This is a genomic window from Streptomyces lacaronensis, from assembly GCF_047337785.1.
Lineage (GTDB): Bacteria > Actinomycetota > Actinomycetes > Streptomycetales > Streptomycetaceae > Streptomyces > Streptomyces lycopersici.
In genome coordinates this window covers 6,793,384-6,809,122 of record NZ_JBLHDK010000003.1, presented here as the reverse complement: position 1 = coordinate 6,809,122, position 15,739 = coordinate 6,793,384, and the positions used below count along the sequence as shown (strand labels likewise).

Sequence of the window (15,739 nt, the reverse complement as noted above, 5' to 3'; positions counted from 1 at the left end):
ACCCGGGCGGACCCGGGGGCTGATGCCCGGGGGTCTCGTCGCGGGTCCGTGGCGCGAGGGGTCAGTCCTTGTAGGTGTCCTGCACCTTGATCTGACCGTCGATGATCTTCTTCTTGGCCGCCTCGATCTTCGGCTTGATGTCGTTGATGAAGCCGCCGGAGTAGGAGAGGGAGACGCCGCCGCGCTTGAGGTCGTAGGTCTGGACGCCGCTCTCGGGCTTCTTGTCCTTCACGACGCTCTTGATGAAGTCGTAGACCGAACCGTCCACGGTCTTGACCATGGAGGTCAGGATCGCCTTCTTGTACTGGGCCAGGCCCTTGTCGTAGTACTGGTCGCCGTCGACGCCGATCGACCAGGTGCCCTTCTTACCGGCGGTCGCCTCGATGGCGCCCGCGCCGGAGCCGCCGGCCGCGGAGAAGATCACGTCGACCTTGTTGGAGAGCATGCCCTCGGCGATGTCCTTGCCGCGGTCCGGCATGCCGAAGCCCTTGGGCGAACCGACCTGCACCCACTGGACGTCCAGGGACGCCTTGGGGTTGGTGTCCTTCAGGCCCTGCTGGAAGCCGCCCGCGAACTTCTTGATCAGCGCGCTGTCGGTGCCGCCGATGAAGCCGACCTTGTTGGACTTGGTCTTCAGCCCCGCCGCCACGCCGGCGAGGTAGGAGCCCTCGTGCTCGGCGGAGACCAGGCTGGCCACGTTCTTGGCGTCGACGACCGAATCGACGATGGCGAAGTCGGTGTCCTTGTACTTCTTGGCGGCCTTGGTGAGCGAGGGGGTCCACGCGTAGCCGACGCCCACGACGGGGTTGTAGCCCGCCTCGGCGAGGCTCGCCAGCTTGTCGTAGCGGTCGGCGTCGGTGTCGCCGTCCTTCGCCGTCAGCTCCTTGCCCTTGACGTCGAAGTCCTTCAGGGCCTTGTCATAGCCCTTGGCGGCGGAGTCGTTGAAGGAGTGGTCACCGCGGCCGCCCACGTCGTAGGCCAGACCGACGCCGGCGTCCTTGCTTCCCTCTTCGGAACTGCTGCCACACGCGGTGACGGAGAATGCGAGAGCCGCGGTGGCAATGCCCGCGACAGCTATCGTGGATACCCGGCGCACGAGGGTCCCCTCTGATGATCTCGAAGCGCCCCTTGCGGCGCTGGCTCCGGCGCATCGTAACGCGCGTAGATGCCAGATAAAGGCCCCTTAGGAAGCCGTTATCGGATCGTCGCGAACCTCTTGTGTCCGCGAGGTCTACACAACGTTTCGGGCGGGCAAACCGGATGTGATTGCGCCTGGTATGTCCCCATATGAGCCGCGCCGGGCGAGGCTCCGGGATCGGGCAGGAGGGCCGGGGTCTCCGGCCCTCCTGCCCCGACCACCGGACGGGTGGGGCCGGGGTGGGCTTCGCCTGTCAGCCGGGGGGATGTGTCAGGCGTCAGCCGAGGGGTGTGTCAGGTGAGGGGCGTGTCAGGTGAGCGGAGCCAGAGTCGCTGCCCGCCGGGGAACACGGTCAGCCCGAAGTCGCCGGAGTCCGGGCTGCCGTCGTTCACGTACGCGTTGTGCACGGCGGTGGCCTCCTCCCACAGCCGCCGTGGGCCGTACTGCCACACCTCCTCCTGGGTGACCGTGGCCGCCGACCCCTTTCGATCGTGGAGCCAGATCTGGTACCTGCCGTCCGGTGCTCCGTCGGCCATGACCACGCCCGGCAGTTTCGCGCCCGCGTAGAGGGCGAAGCCGAGGCCCGCCATGGTGTCGGCGGGAAGCGTGCCGGTGCCGCCGTGCCGCCCGGTTCCGCTGTCCACCGGGAGGTCCGGGCCAGGGCGCTCCGAGCGCATCGGCATGAACCGGGCACCGCCGATGAACCGGCCGGAGGCCACCCCATCACCGCCCACGTCGAGCCGTACCAGAGCCCCGGACCAGAAGTCTCCCGCCAGCGGGGCAAGGATGCGCCCGCCCGGTTTGGTCTGCCGTACCCAGGCGTAGGGGATGCGGCGCACCGAACAGGTCGCGATGATCCGGTCGTACGGCACCCCGGACTCCCACCCCCGTGCGCCGTCGCCCCACACGACGTCAGGGCTGTATCCGGCCTCCTTGATGACCTTCGCGGCCTTCTCCGCCAGCACGGGATCGACCTCGACGGTGGTGACGTTCTCGCTCCCCAGACGCGCGGCGAGCAGCGCCGCGTTCCAGCCGCTGCCGGTGCCGATCTCCAACACGCGCTGCCCGTCGGCGACCTCCAGCGCGGTGAGCATGCGCGCCACCATCGTGGGCATGGAGTTGGACGAGGTCGCGATTCCCGGGCCGTCCCTCAGCCCGTCGTCCACCTGCGTCACGATCGGCACATCCCGGTAGACCAGGCCCCACCAGGCCGCGTCCGCCGTCACGGGAACGCATGTGGCCCGCTGCTCCCAGATGTCATCGGGGATGAAATGGTGGCGTGGAACGGCGTCGAAGGCCGGGCGCCATGCGTCAGGCAGTTCACCGGACGCGGTGAGGGCTTCCACCAGTGCGGCGTGACGCGGTCGCCAGTCCTCCTCGGTCATGGGCCCTCACCTCTCCCTCGGGGGCGGAGTGCCGTCCGGCGGGGGCGGCGGCGGGGGCGTCCACGGCTTGATCGGGGCGGGATCGCCCTTGTGCTTGTTCTCGGCGGTCACGGTTCCATCTCCTGAGTGCGGGTGCTTGGGCGTCTGTGTGAAGGCCCGCTCCGGCCGGTCCGCCCTCACCGGCAAGGGGCGGCCGGGGCAGGGGCTTTTCTGTGGGGGTCGGTACCTCATCCGTCAGTTCCTGACCGCGCCCGCCGCATGGCCCCCTCATAGGCGCGGAGCAGCCGCTCCCCCGTCTCGCACCCGACACCGGGCCTCCGGCAGGCCAGGCAGCCCGCAGCGTGCTCGATGGCGGCGCGCCACGCCTCGTCGGCGAACGGGTCCTTGGTCTGCTCGGCGGTCTGCTCGGCGGCCGTCATCGGGTCCTGCCCCGCTCAAGGGCACGGCGCCTGGCGGCGGCCTGGGCGACGGCATCGCGCGGGTAGTCCCGGGCGTGGGCGGGGCAGGCGTAGACGGTCGTGCTGGCCACACTGCCGCTGTGCTCGATGGCGATGATGACCGGCTCGTCGGTGGGCAATTGGCAGCGATAGCAGGTCCGGCGACCCTGCGGAACCGGGCCCAGTTCGGCGCGGTCGGCCTCGGCCAGCGCTCCCCATAGCTTGACGGCGTCGGTGAGGTAGTGCTCGGCCGAGAGCGGCACACGCCAGTGAGTGCCGGGGCCCTCCCTCCTGGAGATGGGCGGCACGCCGAGATAGGTGCGCTCATCCGTCAGTTCGGTGAGGACGCGGACTTGCCTCAGGTGCCAGCTCGCGGCGGAGCCCACGGCGACGAGCCAGTAAAAGGGGCCGTGCTTGTCCTGGATGACGGCGCCGGTCGCGTCGCCGAGCAGTTCGAGGGCACGTTCGCCGACGGTCGGGGCGGCTCTGACGGCATCCCACCATGTGCCCACCGGTAACGCCTCGACGTCCTCGGTGTTCGGCGGTGTCCACGGCAGGGGTCTGGTCGTCATGGTCGGCTCCGTGCACGGTATGTGATCTGACCGTCACATCGTGCCGACCTGGCAGGGCGCCAAGTTGCATCGAACTGTGCAATTTGACGGCAACTGCCCGTGCTACAGGCCGATCCAGTTCGCGAATTCGACAAGCTCGCTACTGCGCGACCGCTCACGCGACCGCAGGGCGATGACCGCCTCGCGGGTGGTGGGGTGGTACCGCGTCTGCTGCGGCGCTGTCCGGCGCGCCTTCTGCAGGCAATTGAGTGCCTGCGCCGAATCCCCGGTCCATACGTTGGCCCTGCTCAGGTCCAGCCAGTGGTGCCCTGCCCGAGACCGGTCCCAGCGCTTGGGGAACCGCACATCGTCCGCCAGTTGGACAGCCCGGTCGTACTCCTCCAGGTCGCAGGCGATCGCGACGGCGTGAACGCCGACGTTCGCCGGCCCCCACCCCACGCCGTAGGCGGCGGTCTCGCCGGTTCGCTCCGCCAGTTCGCGGGCCTCGGCTACGCGGGCCTCCACTTGATGGGGATCCTTCATTCGGCCCGCGATCACGGCTGCCCGCAGCTGAAGGACACCGGCCATCGCGGCGAGACCGTCCATACTCCGCGCATCCTGCCCTTCCAGATCCCGGAGCGTGCCGTCCACGATGCGCATGCCCAGGTCGTACCGGCTGGAGGAGAGAGTGGTCTGGGCACGCAGGTAGCCGTACATGGCGGCAAGGCCCGGTTCGTCGGCGCGAGGTGCCGCCCAGTCCAGGCGTTGCAGGGCGACGGTGGCCAGATCCACGTATCCGAAGGACCAGGCCAGCGTGAAGACGCACCGGAACGCCCATGCCAGGCATTCGTGTGCCTGCCGCTGCTCCTCGCCGCTGGTGGTGTGTATGGCCTGCACGCATTCGTCGATGAGTGCTGGGAGGTCGACGGCCATCGGCAGGTACTCGGCCTGCCGCCGCTGCACCAACACCTTCTCCATATCGGCACGGATAAGCGCGACCGGGCGGGTCGGCACCTGCCAATCGAGGGGGATGTCCCAGTTCTCCATGCTGACTCGGATGGGCTGTATCACCTCGTCGAGCCGCTCGCGCCGAAGCTCCTGAGTGTAGGGCTGGCCGAGGAGGTCCGAGGTGGTCACACTGAGCGCGCGTGCGCAGGCCGCGACGAGCGACGGCGAGGCGGGCCGCTGCCCGCACTCGACCTTGGACAGCAGGGACTTCGAGACGTTGGCGCGCATGGCCAGACCTTGCTGGGTCAGGTCGCGTTCGCGGCGGGTGCGAGCGATTCGTGCGCCGGTGTGTTCTTCAATGCTCTGTGGCATGCCGAACTCCGTTCTGACCTCGACACTCAGAACGGTACCCGCGGTCGGCTCCGCCGGTACGGGTGATCCATCCCCTGATTGGCGGATTCGGGGGCCTGTCGCGCCCGGAGTCAGTGCAGGGCCTCGATGGCCTTCAGGATCAACGCCCGCGCCTCGGCCCCGTACACGGCCATGCCGCGCAGCTGCTCGAACGCCTTTGCATACCGAGCGATCTCGGAGGGCTGGGTGATCTCTACCTCGGCGGAGACCAACTCCACGGTCACAAGGCTGTCGTCGAAGACATGGAACGTCTCCCGGGGCCATTGGATCCGCTCGTCCGTCGCCTGCGGAATGATTCCCAAGGAGACCCTGGGCAGTTCCGCGGCGGTGAGCAGGTACTGCAGCTGTCCGGACAGTGCGCTGGTGTCCGCGATACGGCTGCGCAGCACCCATTCTTCGACGACCAGCTCGAACTGGTGGCCTGGCTCCAAGATGACCTGCGAGCGCCCCACCCGGGCCCGGGCGGCTTCGGCGCTGTCGTCGGTGGGAAGGTCATGGAAGCGGCGGGCCGTGCGCAGGACGGCTGCCGCGTAGTCCTGTGTTTGCAGCAGTCCGGGGACCAAGGTGGAGGAGTACCACCGGAATAACCGGGTTGCCTGGTAGCGCGGCACGGATCCCTCCTGCAACGCCTTCATGCCGCCGCAGACCCGCTCGCTCCACTCGGTGTGGGTGGTCATCGCCAATCCCCTCCCTGTTGGCGTCGGAAGCCTTCAGCTTCCGGATACTCAGGGTCATACACCCTTGACCCACCGTTCGCATCACAGCGAAGGTAGCTGTGCACCAAGGTGCAACGCCTTCGCGGAGGGGATCGCCATGCGTCTAAAGTTCCTGGGCATCATTCCAAACACCCCGAACACGGACTCACCGACCATCTGGCTCGACGAAGAGACTGGAGACCTGCTCATCCAGTCCTACAAGGCCACAGCGGAAGAAGTGAAGGCATGCCAGGAGGTCGGGTCGATCCCCGGGCACTCCACGGACGTCCCAGATCACGAGACGATCATCAGGCTCCCTAAGGTGATGCGGAAGTTCCTGCCCCGCGACGACGAGGACGACCGTGGCCAGCTTTCCTGAACGCCTGCGCACCACCCAACGGACCGCGTTCCACCTGGAAATGCGCGACAGCTACACCCCGGACGACCCGACCTATCTGAGCTGGAAACGCGGCGACCAGCTCGATGCAATGGAGGTCTACCGACCGTGGGTCGACATGGTGGGCGAGGCCGTAGCGCGCGGCGTCCTCGTGCGCCGGGCCCGCATCGTGTCAGAGCCGGTCACCGACTACATTCGGTTTGAGCATGCGGTGACCTCCATGAACATCGCTGCCGGCGAGGAGGTGCGCTGGCTACCACGCCGCCAGGCCTCGGACATTGCGCTGCCCGGCAATGACTTCTGGATCCTCGACGACACGCTGGTGCGCTTTGGGCACTTCTCCGGCGACGGGGAAATTCTCGGCGAGGAATGGACAGAGGATCCCGCGGTTGCGCACCTGTGCGCTACAGCGTTCGACACCGTGTGGGAGCGAGCCATCCCGCACGAGGACTACAAGATCTGATCAAGCAGAACAGGCATGCCCGCGTCACCCTCATCCAGCGCCGAGGCCGCACGGAAGGCACTCGCTGCCCGCTTGCGAGACCTGCGCCTGGACGCTGAGTTGACGGTGCGCGAACTCGCCGACCGCGCCGGCTGGAGCCACTCCAAGGTGTCCCGGATCGAGAACGTCCGAACGGCTCCTTCTCCCGAGGACATCCGCGCATGGGCGCGCGCGTGCGGGGCGGACGGCCAGGCCGAGGACCTTGTCGCCGCGCTGCGCACGGTGGAAGGCATGTGGATCGAGTGGCGCCGTATGGAGCGCAGCGGTCTACGGAAGGCGCAGGAGTCTGTGCGGCCGCTGTACGAGCGCACGCGTGCGTTCCGTGCATATGACTCGTGGCTGGTACCGGGCCTGTTGCAGACGATGAGCTACACCGCGGCGATCCTGCACGCCACCCGGAAGCGCCGTGGACTGGTCGATGACGTCGATGCCGCCGTGGCTGAGCGCATGGACCGCCAGCATGTGCTGTACGAAGGTCGCCACACGTTCGCTTTCATCCTCGAGGAGGCCGTCCTGCGGGCAGGAATCGGAGGCCGGGAGGTGATGCGCGAGCAACTGCGGCACCTGCTGACGGTCGGGTTCCTGCCCAAGGTGAGCCTCGGCATCGTGCCGATGCAACCCTCGCGCGAGGCGATGCGCCCCGTGGAAGGCTTCTGGATCTTCGACAATGCGCAGGTGGCTGTCGAGCTGGTCTCCGGCTACCTGACGATCAGCCAGCCGCAGGAGATCGAGATGTACGTCCGAGTCTTCCGCGAACTGGGCAATCTCGCAGTGTACGGAGAGAAGGCCCGAACTCTCATCCACGAGGCCATCGCAGTCTTGGGATGAAAATGTGCACCATCGTGCACCAAGCTAGAACCTTAAGTCGCCCTCTCCGTACGGTCCGTAACAGGACCCCGGCGAGGCGGTGGAACCTCCCGGGGCGCGGCCAACGCCACAAGGAGCGCCAGCATGGCCACATCCACGACCCGTCCGCCGACCGGCGAAGAGCGGGATCAACGCCCCCTCGATATCCGGACGATGCGCGCCAGCACGCGCCATCTGCTCGCCGAAGGCGCCGAACTCCTCTCCCTGGAGGAGGTGGAGACGCTCACGCTCCGGCTGCGCGGGCACATCATGGTCGCCGTCCCCGAAGTCGAGCAGATGGCCGGCAGGCTCGCCGACGACGACACTCGGCGCGCCTGCGCACGCGCCTGCATTGTCGAGGCCCGCATGCGGATGCGCCTGGAACCCGGCACCACGCCGCCCGCCCGGATCGCACACGCCCAGCGGCTCGCTCGCTCCGTCAACGCCCTGTGTGACCACTACGAGAGCCTCGGCGGGAGCTGATCGTGTCACCCCGCATCGGGTGGCAGTCGCGGGACGAGGGCAGCGGCTGCGCCCACCGGCAGAAGCTCCGCGAAGAGTGGCGCGCGGCGCTGGAGCACTCCGCGGGTTGCCTGGCCTGTCGGACGCCCGGCGCCGTCTGTTCGGAGGGCGGGCAGCTGCTACGCGGCTACGAGGAGGCCAGGCGCCAGGCTCGGACGGGTGGGGGCGAATGAGGCACCGCCGTCGGCCTTCTCCCGCGCGGGGCCGCGCTGTTCGTCTTCCGTGCCGCCCGGATGGGCCTGCTGGGTCTGCGTGGTCCCCGCGCTGCTGGCGCTCGCGGATTGGCTCTGCTTCGTGAGCACCCCGGCCCTATAAGCCGGGTGGGTCGCTGGTGTTCCGGGCCCCCGTACCGGACGACGGCGCCGACGGCCCGCCCTCCAAGCCCCCTGCCGGTCGATACGGCCAGGCACGGCCGCCGACAAGGCAGGCGGGGACGAAGGGACTCCGGTACCGGCCTGCGCCACGGGCCGGAGTCCCGTCCAGCAAGGCTCGCCCCGACCTCCCGCTTGGAGGCCAGGGGCCGGGACGAGCACCGCGCCATCGCGCGGGGCACCCCCGCGCGAGTGAACTCACGGAGGCCCCATGCGATTACAGCACGCCGTCGTCGTCCGCCAGGACCCCGAGGACGGCGACACCATGCCGGACACGGATGCCCCGTCCCCGAGCGGCCGGACACCCGGCGACTCCGACGACGGACGCCAGTACGCCAAGTAGCCGACGTCAAGCGCCCTGGGTAAACGGCGGCCCGCGCCCGGAAGCGCGGGCCGCTCCCACCACGCAGGAGGTCCCCCGGATGACCGCACCACTCCCGCCCATGCCGAGCCACTGGCACTGCTACCGCTGGACCGGAGAACGCCGCACCTACGACGACGAATCCGCCAGACGACCGCCGCACCTCGTCGTCCGGGACATCCCGCCCCAGGAGTGGAAGCGGATCGCGGCGGCCAGCCCCGCCTTCATGGCGAGCGACGTGCCGCCGCTGGAGGTACCGCACTGGCTGCTCCGCCCGGCCAGAATGATCAAGGCCACCTTCGAGGCACCGGACAAAGCCTCCGCCTGGTACAGGGACCAGATCAGCGAGTTGAGCCCGTCATTCCTGACCGACCACGACAAGGACTCCTCCCGGCAGGCCGAGCGGTCAGCGGCAGCGGACGACCGGCTCAGCTGGGGCGGGGACGTCGTCGGCGGCTGGTACCTCCGAGGCACCGGGTTCGCTTCGGTCCAGGTCGTCGCCTGCAGCGTGAACCGCATCCGCCCGACGATCCCGTGCCCGATGGGCTGACGCCTTCCCCTTGGCCCCATCCGTGTGTCGCCCCGGTGGCGCACGCCAGACGAGTGCGTCAACCTCGGCAACGGCAACGACCAGTTCCGTCGATCCCGTCGAGTCCTCTTCGGGTCGGTGCCGACGGCCGGGCGGCGCGCGCCACCCGGCCGTTCGCGTGTGGTTCAGGCGAGCAGGGCCGCCGCGGTGAAGAGCTCCACGCCCACCGCGATCGCGCCCTCGTCCACGTCGAAGTCGCCCGCGTGGAGGTCGCGCCGGGTGGTGTCGCCGACCTTGCGGACGCCGAGGCGGGCCATCGCGCCGGGCACCCGCTCCAGGTACCAGGAGAAGTCCTCGCCGCCGAGGGACTGCTCGGTGCCCTCGACCGCGTCCGCGCCCCGGCGGGCGATCATCGCGTCCCGCAGCAGCTCGGCGGAGCTCGCCTCGTTGACCACCGGCGGGACCCCGCGGATGTAGTTGATCTCCGACTTGGCGCGGTGCAGGGTGGCGATCTCGTCCACCGCGGCATGGACCAGGTCGGGCGCCTCCCGCCAGGAGGGCAGGTCCAGACAGCGGACGGTGGCGGACAGCTCGGCGTGCTGCGGGATCACATTGCAGGCGTGGCCCGACTCCACCCGGCCCCAGGTGACGGCCAGACCCGAGCGGGCGTCCACCCGGCGGGCCAGCAGCGCGGGCACCTCGGTGATCACCTTGGCGACCGCGGTCACCAGGTCGGTGGTCAGATGGGGGCGCGCGGTGTGGCCGCCCGGCCCGTCCAGCGAGACCTCCAGCCGGTCGCAGGCCGAGGTGATCGGCCCGACCCGCAGCCCGATCCGGCCGACCTCCACCTTCGGGTCGCAGTGCAGGGCCAGGATCCGGCCGACGCCGTCCAGCACGCCCGCCTCGATCGCGTCGGCCGCGCCGCCGGGCAGCACCTCCTCGGCGGGCTGGAACAGCAGCCGCACCGGACGCGCCAGCCGCCCCTCGCGGGCCAGCTCGGCCAGGACCAGACCGGCGCCGAGCACCACGGTGGTGTGCACATCGTGGCCGCAGGCGTGGGCGCGGTCGGCGACGGTCGAGCGGTAGTCCACCGTCTTGGTGTCGGGGATGGGCAGTCCGTCGATGTCCGCGCGCAGCGCCAGCAGGGGCGCTACGCCGTCGCGCGGGCCGATGTCACAGATGAGACCGGTGCCGGAGGGCAGCACCCGCGGCTCGAGTCCGGCCTGCTCCAGCCGCGACTTGATCGCGGCGGTGGTGCGGAACTCGCAGTTGCCGAGCTCGGGGTGCATATGCAAGTCGCGCCGGAAGGCGATGAGTTCGGCACGCAGCTCGTCAGGGAGCGTGCCGGGCAGCGCGGGCGCGTCGGCGGGTGTGACATCGGTCGCATCGAGGGACATCAATTGCTTCACCTGAAGAAGCGTAGAACGCCAGGTGGGTCCACCGAATGTCGATCAACAAAATTTCAATCTGTTCGGGTACACAAAAGTACCCGCCCCGCTGCATGATCCTCCTAGTCAGGGGGTATAACAGCGGTTTTTCCCGGTCGGCCGCGGGTGAGATGTGCCACACGGCCGTACGGGCGACGAGCTCAGAACCTGAGCCGCCTCGGGACGCCGCGACCGGTTTCAGGACGCCGCGCGACCGGTCTCAGGACGCCGCGACCGGTGCCGCGGGCGGTCCTGGGTTCGCCGGCGGGGCCGCGTCCCGCTTCGGAGCCGCGTCCCGCTTCGGGGCGGCATCCCGCTGCGGGACCGCGTCCCTGGGCGGGGCCGCGTCCCTCGGCGGGGGCGGCCCCGCCTGCGGCCCCGAGCCCAGCCGGCGCACATCGCGCGCCGTCCCGGTGACCCCGGACAGGAAGCCCTGGGCGCGCGGGGAGGCGTCGCTGGTCAGCCAGGCGGGGTCCACATCGCAGACCGCGACCTGGACGCCGGTGCCCACGAGCGCGAGCGGCAGGGTGTGCACCACGGTCGACGGGAAGCTCACGATCGTGTGGCCGATGGGGCCGCGGCGGGCTATCAGCTCGAGCGGCAGATCGGGCCGTACGATCTCAAGACCCACCTCGGCCGAGACCCGGTGCAGCTTCTCGGCGCTCTCCCGGCGGTGGGCGAAGTAGCGGGTGGCGCCGTGGGCACGGGCCAGCGAGCCGACCGCCTCCAGATAGCGCTCCAGGTCCACCACGCCCGTCTCGACCAGGGACGTGCCCACCAGGTCGGTGCCCCCGGTGAGCCGGGGCGGGCCGAACCGGGCGCGGGTCCAGGCGAAGTCGTTGGCGGTGATGGTGACCCCGGCGGGCGGCTCCACCGGCATCGAGCTGAAGACCTCGACCCGGCGCTTGGCGCCCGGGGTGAGCCGACGGCGCGCGGTGGCGGAGACCGGCGCGAAGACCATGTCGCGCGGCCCCTTGCTGCCGCGCCGGTGCCAGCGCACCAGGGGCTCCCCCTTGGCCAGCTGGGAGATGAACTCCATGGTGGCCGTGCCGTCGTCCACCACGACCAGGTCCTTGGCCCGGGTGAGGGTCAGCAGCAGCTGGACGTAGCGGGAGAACGGATCGCCTATGACGATCCGCCAGGCCCGGCGCAGCGGTCCGCGCAGCCCGCCGATGGTCTTGATCGGCGCACCTGCCCCGCCGCGCGCGTCCTCCCAGCGCACGGCGAAGCCCTCGTCCCGCGCCAGCTCGGCCATCCGGCGCAGCTGGCCGCGGGTCATCGGATCGTGCGGGGAGAGCACCACCACGGTGAGGTCCTGGGGCGCCGTGGCCCCGGGTCCCGTGGCGCGCTGGGCGTCGGCGTACGCCCACTCCAGCACGTTCAGCAGCTGAACCGGGCTCTCGACGAAGGCAAGCGTGGCCGGAGAGGCAGGGGCCGGAGAGGCAAGGGGAGCAGCGGAGACCATCGCACCGTCCAAAGGCAGGGCCCGGAAGCGGCGGGCAGCCCCCGACGAGTCAGGGGTGCCCGCCGCTTCCGGGCGAGGGCCGGGCTCACCGGCCGGTGGATTCACGGCAGAGTGCCTCAGACCGCGGCGGGCTCGCGGTCGGCGGACTCGGACTCGGCGACGACGCCCGCGACACGGCGGAGCTTCTTCATCGGGCCGAGCTCGCTCTCGTAGACCTTCTTGACGCCGTCACCGAGGGACTCCTCGATGGTGCGGATGTCCCGCACCAGCCGCGTGAGGCCCTGCGGCTCGACCGAGGCGGCCTGGTCCGAGCCCCACATGGCGCGGTCGAGGGTGATGTGGCGCTCGACGAACGCGGCACCGAGCGCCACGGCGGCCAGGGTGGTCTGCAGACCGGTCTCGTGGCCGGAGTAGCCGATCGGCACGTTGGGGTACTCGGCCTGGAGCGTGTTGATCACGCGCAGGTTGAGCTCCTCGGCCTTGGCCGGGTACGTGGACGTGGCGTGGCACAGCAGGATGTTGTCGCTGCCGAGCACCTCCACCGCGTGGCGGATCTGCTTGGGGGTGGACATGCCCGTCGACAGGATGATCGTGCGACCGGTCGCCCGCAGGGCGCGCAGCAGCTCGTCGTCGGTCAGCGAGGCGGAGGCCACCTTGTGCGCCGGGACGTCGAACTTCTCCAGGAAGGCGACGGCCTCGGTGTCCCACGGGGAGGCGAACCAGTCGATGCCGCGCTTCGCGCAGTGCTCGGAGATGGCGCGGTACTCGTCCTCGCCGAACTCCACGCGGTGGCGGTAGTCGATGTAGGTCATCCGGCCCCAGGGGGTGTCACGCTCGATGTCCCACTGGTCGCGGGGGGTGCAGATCTCCGGGGTTCGCTTCTGGAACTTGACCGCGTCACAGCCGGCCTCGGCGGCGGCGTCGATCAACTTGAACGCGTTCTCCAGGTCGCCGTTGTGGTTGATGCCGATCTCACCGGTGACATAGACCGGGTGGCCGGGTCCGGCGGTCTTCGCGCCGAGGGTGCGGAGGCGAGAGTTGGAGCTCACTTAAGACAGTTCCTTTCCGAGAATCCACGAGGCGATCTCGCGGATCGCGCCGTCCCCTCCGGGGGTGGAGGTGACCGCACGTGCGGCGCCGCGCACGACGTCGTGCGCACCTGCGACCGCCACGGGCCAGCCGACGAGGCCGAAGCACGGGAGGTCGTTGACGTCGTTGCCGACGTAGAGCACGCGCTCCGGCGCGATGCCCTGCTCCTCGCACCACTGCTTCAGTGCGAGATCCTTTCGGTCGATGCCGTGGAGCACGGGGACCTGGAGCTTGCGGGCCCGTGCGGCGACGACCGGGTTCTTTTCCGTGGACAGGATCAGCAGCGCCAGCTCAGCGCGGCGCAGGGCGGCGATCCCGAGCCCGTCGCCGCGGTGCACGGCCACGAGTTCGCGTCCATCGGAGTCGACGAGCACCCTGTCGTCGGTCTGGGTGCCGTCGAAGTCGAGTACCACCGCGTCGATGTCGTCGCGGGTGGGGAGGGCGCCCGGCCGCTCGGCGTCGAACAGCGGGGCGAGCGCGCGGGCGCGGGCCAGATCGTGCGGATCGTCGATCTCCAGCACCCGGGCGGGGTCGGTGCGCACCAGGTCGGTGCGGCCGAAGAAGCGGTGCCCGGCCTTGCGGAAGCCGCGCGCGTCCATCGCGTAGGCGGCGCCGGTCTCCAGGAAGTCCTGGGGGCGGTCCTGGCGGCGCGGGCGGTACGACTTGTCGTGGTTGACCCCGTCGCCGCCGTCCCCCTCGGGGTCCTCGCCCTCGCGCCAGACGAAGCCGTGGAAGGGGGCGACGGTCAGGGCGGTGTCGGCGCCCTTCTCGGCGACCGCCGCGGCCACCCCGTCGATGTCCTCGCTGATGATGAAGGGGCTGGTGCACTGCACCAGGAGCACCACGTCCACGGTGGTGCCGTGCGACGCCTCGTAGGCGTCCATCGCGTGGATCACCGCCGCCTCGCTGGTGGCGGTGTCCCCCGCGATGTCGGTGGGCCGCTGGACGACCACCGCTCCCGCACCGCGCGCCGCGGCCGCGATGCCGGTGTCGTCGGTGGAGACGACCACGTCCGTCACCAGGCGGCTCGCCCGGCACTCCATGACCGCGCGGGCGACCAGCGGCACGCCGCCGACGGCGGCGAGGTTCTTCGCGGGGACGCCCTTCGATCCGCCACGGGCGGGGATCACGGCGAGCACACACGGGCTCGAGGCGGTCATGGCGGCTCCTTCGGGGGTTGCAGAGGTGATCGAGGCCGTCCCGGCCTCCTCTTGGTTCGCGCACACGTCGCTGCTCACAGCTCCCCCATCCGCCGGATGACGGGAGCCACGCGCTGGACGCCATGGCGGTAGGCGCCGCGGGCCGCTTCCCGCATCGTGTTGCGCACCACCCGCCGCAACGCGGAGACCTGCGCCTCGTCCTCGGCGGAGGCCCCGGGACGGGGTGAGCCGTCCGGCTCGAAGCCGTACCGGGCGAGCCGGCCGGGCAGATAGCCGGGTGCGGTGACGGGGGTGTAGAAGGGGGCGAGCGGCGGCAGGGCCGGTGCGGCGGCCAGCTCGGCCACCCGCTCCCGCGCGGCGTCGAACCAGGTCTCGTACGGCCCGTCGGCGGCCACGCCCTGACGGCTGAGCCACTCGGCGTCCGGTTCGGGCAGGTGCCCGGCGTCCAGCTGGTCCCAGGAGGCGAGGCAGCCGGAGCCGAGGAAGTGGTGGTTGCCGAGCGTCTCGCGCACCCCGAGGTCGGTGAGCACGGCGGTCGGTACGGAGCGGTGCAGCGACTCCAGGGCGGCCGTGGAGCTGACCGTGACCAGCAGGTCGGCGGTGTCCAGGACCTCGCCCATGTTCCCGTAGGCGAGCCGGAAGTTGGCGGGCAGGTTGTCGCCGAACTTCGCGATCAGCTTCTGGTAGGGAAGCTCCTCGATGTGGGTGGTGTGCTCGCCCGGCTTGGAGCGCAGCTTGACCACGACCTCGCGGTCCGGGTGGCGGCGCGCGTGCTCCACCGCGCGGCGCAGCAGATAGGTGCGGTCGGCGCGGTTGTCCGGGACGGACGGCTGGACGGCGAAGACCACCGTGCCGCCGGGGTACTTCCGGCCCAGCCGCGCCTTCTCGTCGTAGCGGTCGCCGCCGAGGAAGGGCAGCGCGCACTCCACGACGCTCTCCGCGTCGGCGCCGACGCCCTTGTAGACGTCGCGGAAGCGCTCGGCGTCATGGCGCGAGTTGGCCAGCACCACATCGGCGCCGTGGCGCAGCAGCAGCCCGTCGGCCAGCTTCTCGTAGACGACACCGACGTAGCCGGTGACGACCACGGGGCGGCGGTCGGCGCCCTCCCAGGCGTGGCGCAGTCCGTGCAGCATGGCCTGGACGGCGCCGCCCACCAGGGAGAGGACGATCACGTCATAGCGCTCACGGTCCACCGCCCGTACGAATTCCACGCCCGTGACCTCGCGCATCGCGTCGGCGCGCACCCCGACCTCGGTGAGCTGCCGGGCGGTCGGCGTGGCGCGGCCGCGCAGCAGGAAGCCGTCGAGGCGGCGCTCCGAGGCAGAACCCGACCCATCCGGTACGAGGCGATGCGCGGTGAGCGCGCCCCATTTCCACCGGGTGTCGGAGTCGGCGAGCACGGCGACTCGCACAGGGGATTTGGTACGTGAGGACACGTCGGAGACGCTAGGAAGCGTTGTCGATTCACGGCCCAACGCAAGAGCAACAAAGGGTTAACAGAACGT

18 protein-coding genes are annotated in these 15,739 nt (G+C 70.3%); 7 read left to right on the top strand and 11 right to left on the bottom strand.

Annotation, left to right across the window (positions count from 1 at the left end; translation table 11 throughout):
- Positions 1 to 61 precede the first annotated feature (61 nt).
- The 6 genes from ACMTAK_RS29625 to ACMTAK_RS29600 form a co-directional block, all read right to left on the bottom strand.
- Positions 62 to 1,096: a BMP family lipoprotein gene (locus tag ACMTAK_RS29625; protein ID WP_413809006.1), complete on the bottom strand. Its 1,035-nt coding sequence runs from the start codon at positions 1,094 to 1,096 to the stop codon at positions 62 to 64.
- A gap of 335 nt (positions 1,097 to 1,431) precedes the next feature.
- Positions 1,432 to 2,523, bottom strand: a complete 1,092-nt coding sequence (locus ACMTAK_RS29620) for a methyltransferase domain-containing protein (RefSeq protein ID WP_413809005.1) — start codon at positions 2,521 to 2,523, stop codon at positions 1,432 to 1,434.
- Positions 2,524 to 2,750: 227 nt separating this feature from the next.
- A complete protein-coding gene (locus ACMTAK_RS29615; RefSeq protein WP_413809004.1) occupies positions 2,751 to 2,942 on the bottom strand; it encodes a hypothetical protein in 192 nt (63 codons plus the stop codon).
- Complete coding sequence (locus ACMTAK_RS29610) at positions 2,939 to 3,532, bottom strand: hypothetical protein (RefSeq protein ID WP_413809003.1); 594 nt, start codon at positions 3,530 to 3,532, stop codon at positions 2,939 to 2,941. Before ACMTAK_RS29610 ends, ACMTAK_RS29615 begins: the two co-directional genes overlap by 4 nt.
- Positions 3,533 to 3,634: 102 nt before the next feature.
- Positions 3,635 to 4,831 carry a helix-turn-helix domain-containing protein gene (locus ACMTAK_RS29605; RefSeq protein ID WP_413809002.1) on the bottom strand — a complete coding sequence of 399 codons (1,197 nt, stop codon included), beginning with the start codon at positions 4,829 to 4,831 and terminating at the stop codon, positions 3,635 to 3,637.
- A gap of 110 nt (positions 4,832 to 4,941) precedes the next feature.
- Complete coding sequence (locus ACMTAK_RS29600) at positions 4,942 to 5,547, bottom strand: DUF5753 domain-containing protein (protein ID WP_413809001.1); 606 nt, start codon at positions 5,545 to 5,547, stop codon at positions 4,942 to 4,944.
- Between the two features lie 136 nt (positions 5,548 to 5,683).
- Between ACMTAK_RS29600 and ACMTAK_RS29595 the strand changes: the two genes are divergently transcribed.
- The 7 genes from ACMTAK_RS29595 (at position 5,684) to ACMTAK_RS29565 (ending at position 9,114) form a co-directional block, all read left to right on the top strand.
- Positions 5,684 to 5,944 (top strand): hypothetical protein, encoded by a 261-nt coding sequence (locus ACMTAK_RS29595; protein WP_413809000.1) that lies wholly within the window; start codon positions 5,684 to 5,686, stop codon positions 5,942 to 5,944.
- Entirely contained in the window at positions 5,928 to 6,425 is a 498-nt protein-coding gene (locus ACMTAK_RS29590; RefSeq protein WP_413808999.1) for a DUF6879 family protein, read from the top strand. The genes ACMTAK_RS29595 and ACMTAK_RS29590 overlap by 17 nt, the downstream gene beginning before the upstream one ends.
- Before the next feature lie 15 nt (positions 6,426 to 6,440).
- The gene (locus ACMTAK_RS29585) at positions 6,441 to 7,292 is read left to right on the top strand and encodes a helix-turn-helix domain-containing protein (protein WP_413808998.1); all 852 of its coding nucleotides are present in this window, start codon (positions 6,441 to 6,443) and stop codon (positions 7,290 to 7,292) included.
- Positions 7,293 to 7,415: 123 nt separating this feature from the next.
- A complete protein-coding gene (locus tag ACMTAK_RS29580) occupies positions 7,416 to 7,793 on the top strand; it encodes a DUF6415 family natural product biosynthesis protein (RefSeq protein WP_413808997.1) in 378 nt (125 codons plus the stop codon).
- Between the two features lie 2 nt (positions 7,794 to 7,795).
- On the top strand, positions 7,796 to 8,005 hold the full coding sequence (locus ACMTAK_RS29575; protein ID WP_413808996.1) for a hypothetical protein: 210 nt from the start codon (positions 7,796 to 7,798) through the stop codon (positions 8,003 to 8,005).
- Positions 8,006 to 8,414: 409 nt separating this feature from the next.
- Positions 8,415 to 8,546: a hypothetical protein gene (locus ACMTAK_RS29570; protein ID WP_413808995.1), complete on the top strand. Its 132-nt coding sequence runs from the start codon at positions 8,415 to 8,417 to the stop codon at positions 8,544 to 8,546.
- A gap of 79 nt (positions 8,547 to 8,625) precedes the next feature.
- On the top strand, positions 8,626 to 9,114 hold the full coding sequence (locus tag ACMTAK_RS29565) for a hypothetical protein (protein ID WP_413808994.1): 489 nt from the start codon (positions 8,626 to 8,628) through the stop codon (positions 9,112 to 9,114).
- Between the two features lie 164 nt (positions 9,115 to 9,278).
- Here ACMTAK_RS29565 and ACMTAK_RS29560 read toward each other — a convergent pair whose 3' ends face one another.
- From ACMTAK_RS29560 to ACMTAK_RS29540, 5 genes are all read right to left on the bottom strand, one after another.
- The gene (locus ACMTAK_RS29560) at positions 9,279 to 10,490 is read right to left on the bottom strand and encodes an amidohydrolase (RefSeq protein ID WP_413813030.1); all 1,212 of its coding nucleotides are present in this window, start codon (positions 10,488 to 10,490) and stop codon (positions 9,279 to 9,281) included.
- 250 nt (positions 10,491 to 10,740) lie between these two features.
- The gene (locus ACMTAK_RS29555) at positions 10,741 to 11,985 is read right to left on the bottom strand and encodes a hypothetical protein (protein ID WP_413808993.1); all 1,245 of its coding nucleotides are present in this window, start codon (positions 11,983 to 11,985) and stop codon (positions 10,741 to 10,743) included.
- Positions 11,986 to 12,101: 116 nt separating this feature from the next.
- Positions 12,102 to 13,034 carry an N-acetylneuraminate synthase family protein gene (locus tag ACMTAK_RS29550; RefSeq protein WP_262699056.1) on the bottom strand — a complete coding sequence of 311 codons (933 nt, stop codon included), beginning with the start codon at positions 13,032 to 13,034 and terminating at the stop codon, positions 12,102 to 12,104.
- Entirely contained in the window at positions 13,035 to 14,234 is a 1,200-nt protein-coding gene (locus ACMTAK_RS29545; RefSeq protein WP_413808992.1) for a cytidylyltransferase domain-containing protein, read from the bottom strand.
- Between the two features lie 74 nt (positions 14,235 to 14,308).
- Entirely contained in the window at positions 14,309 to 15,634 is a 1,326-nt protein-coding gene (locus tag ACMTAK_RS29540) for a DUF6716 putative glycosyltransferase (RefSeq protein WP_413813029.1), read from the bottom strand.
- Positions 15,635 to 15,739: the final 105 nt, after the last annotated feature.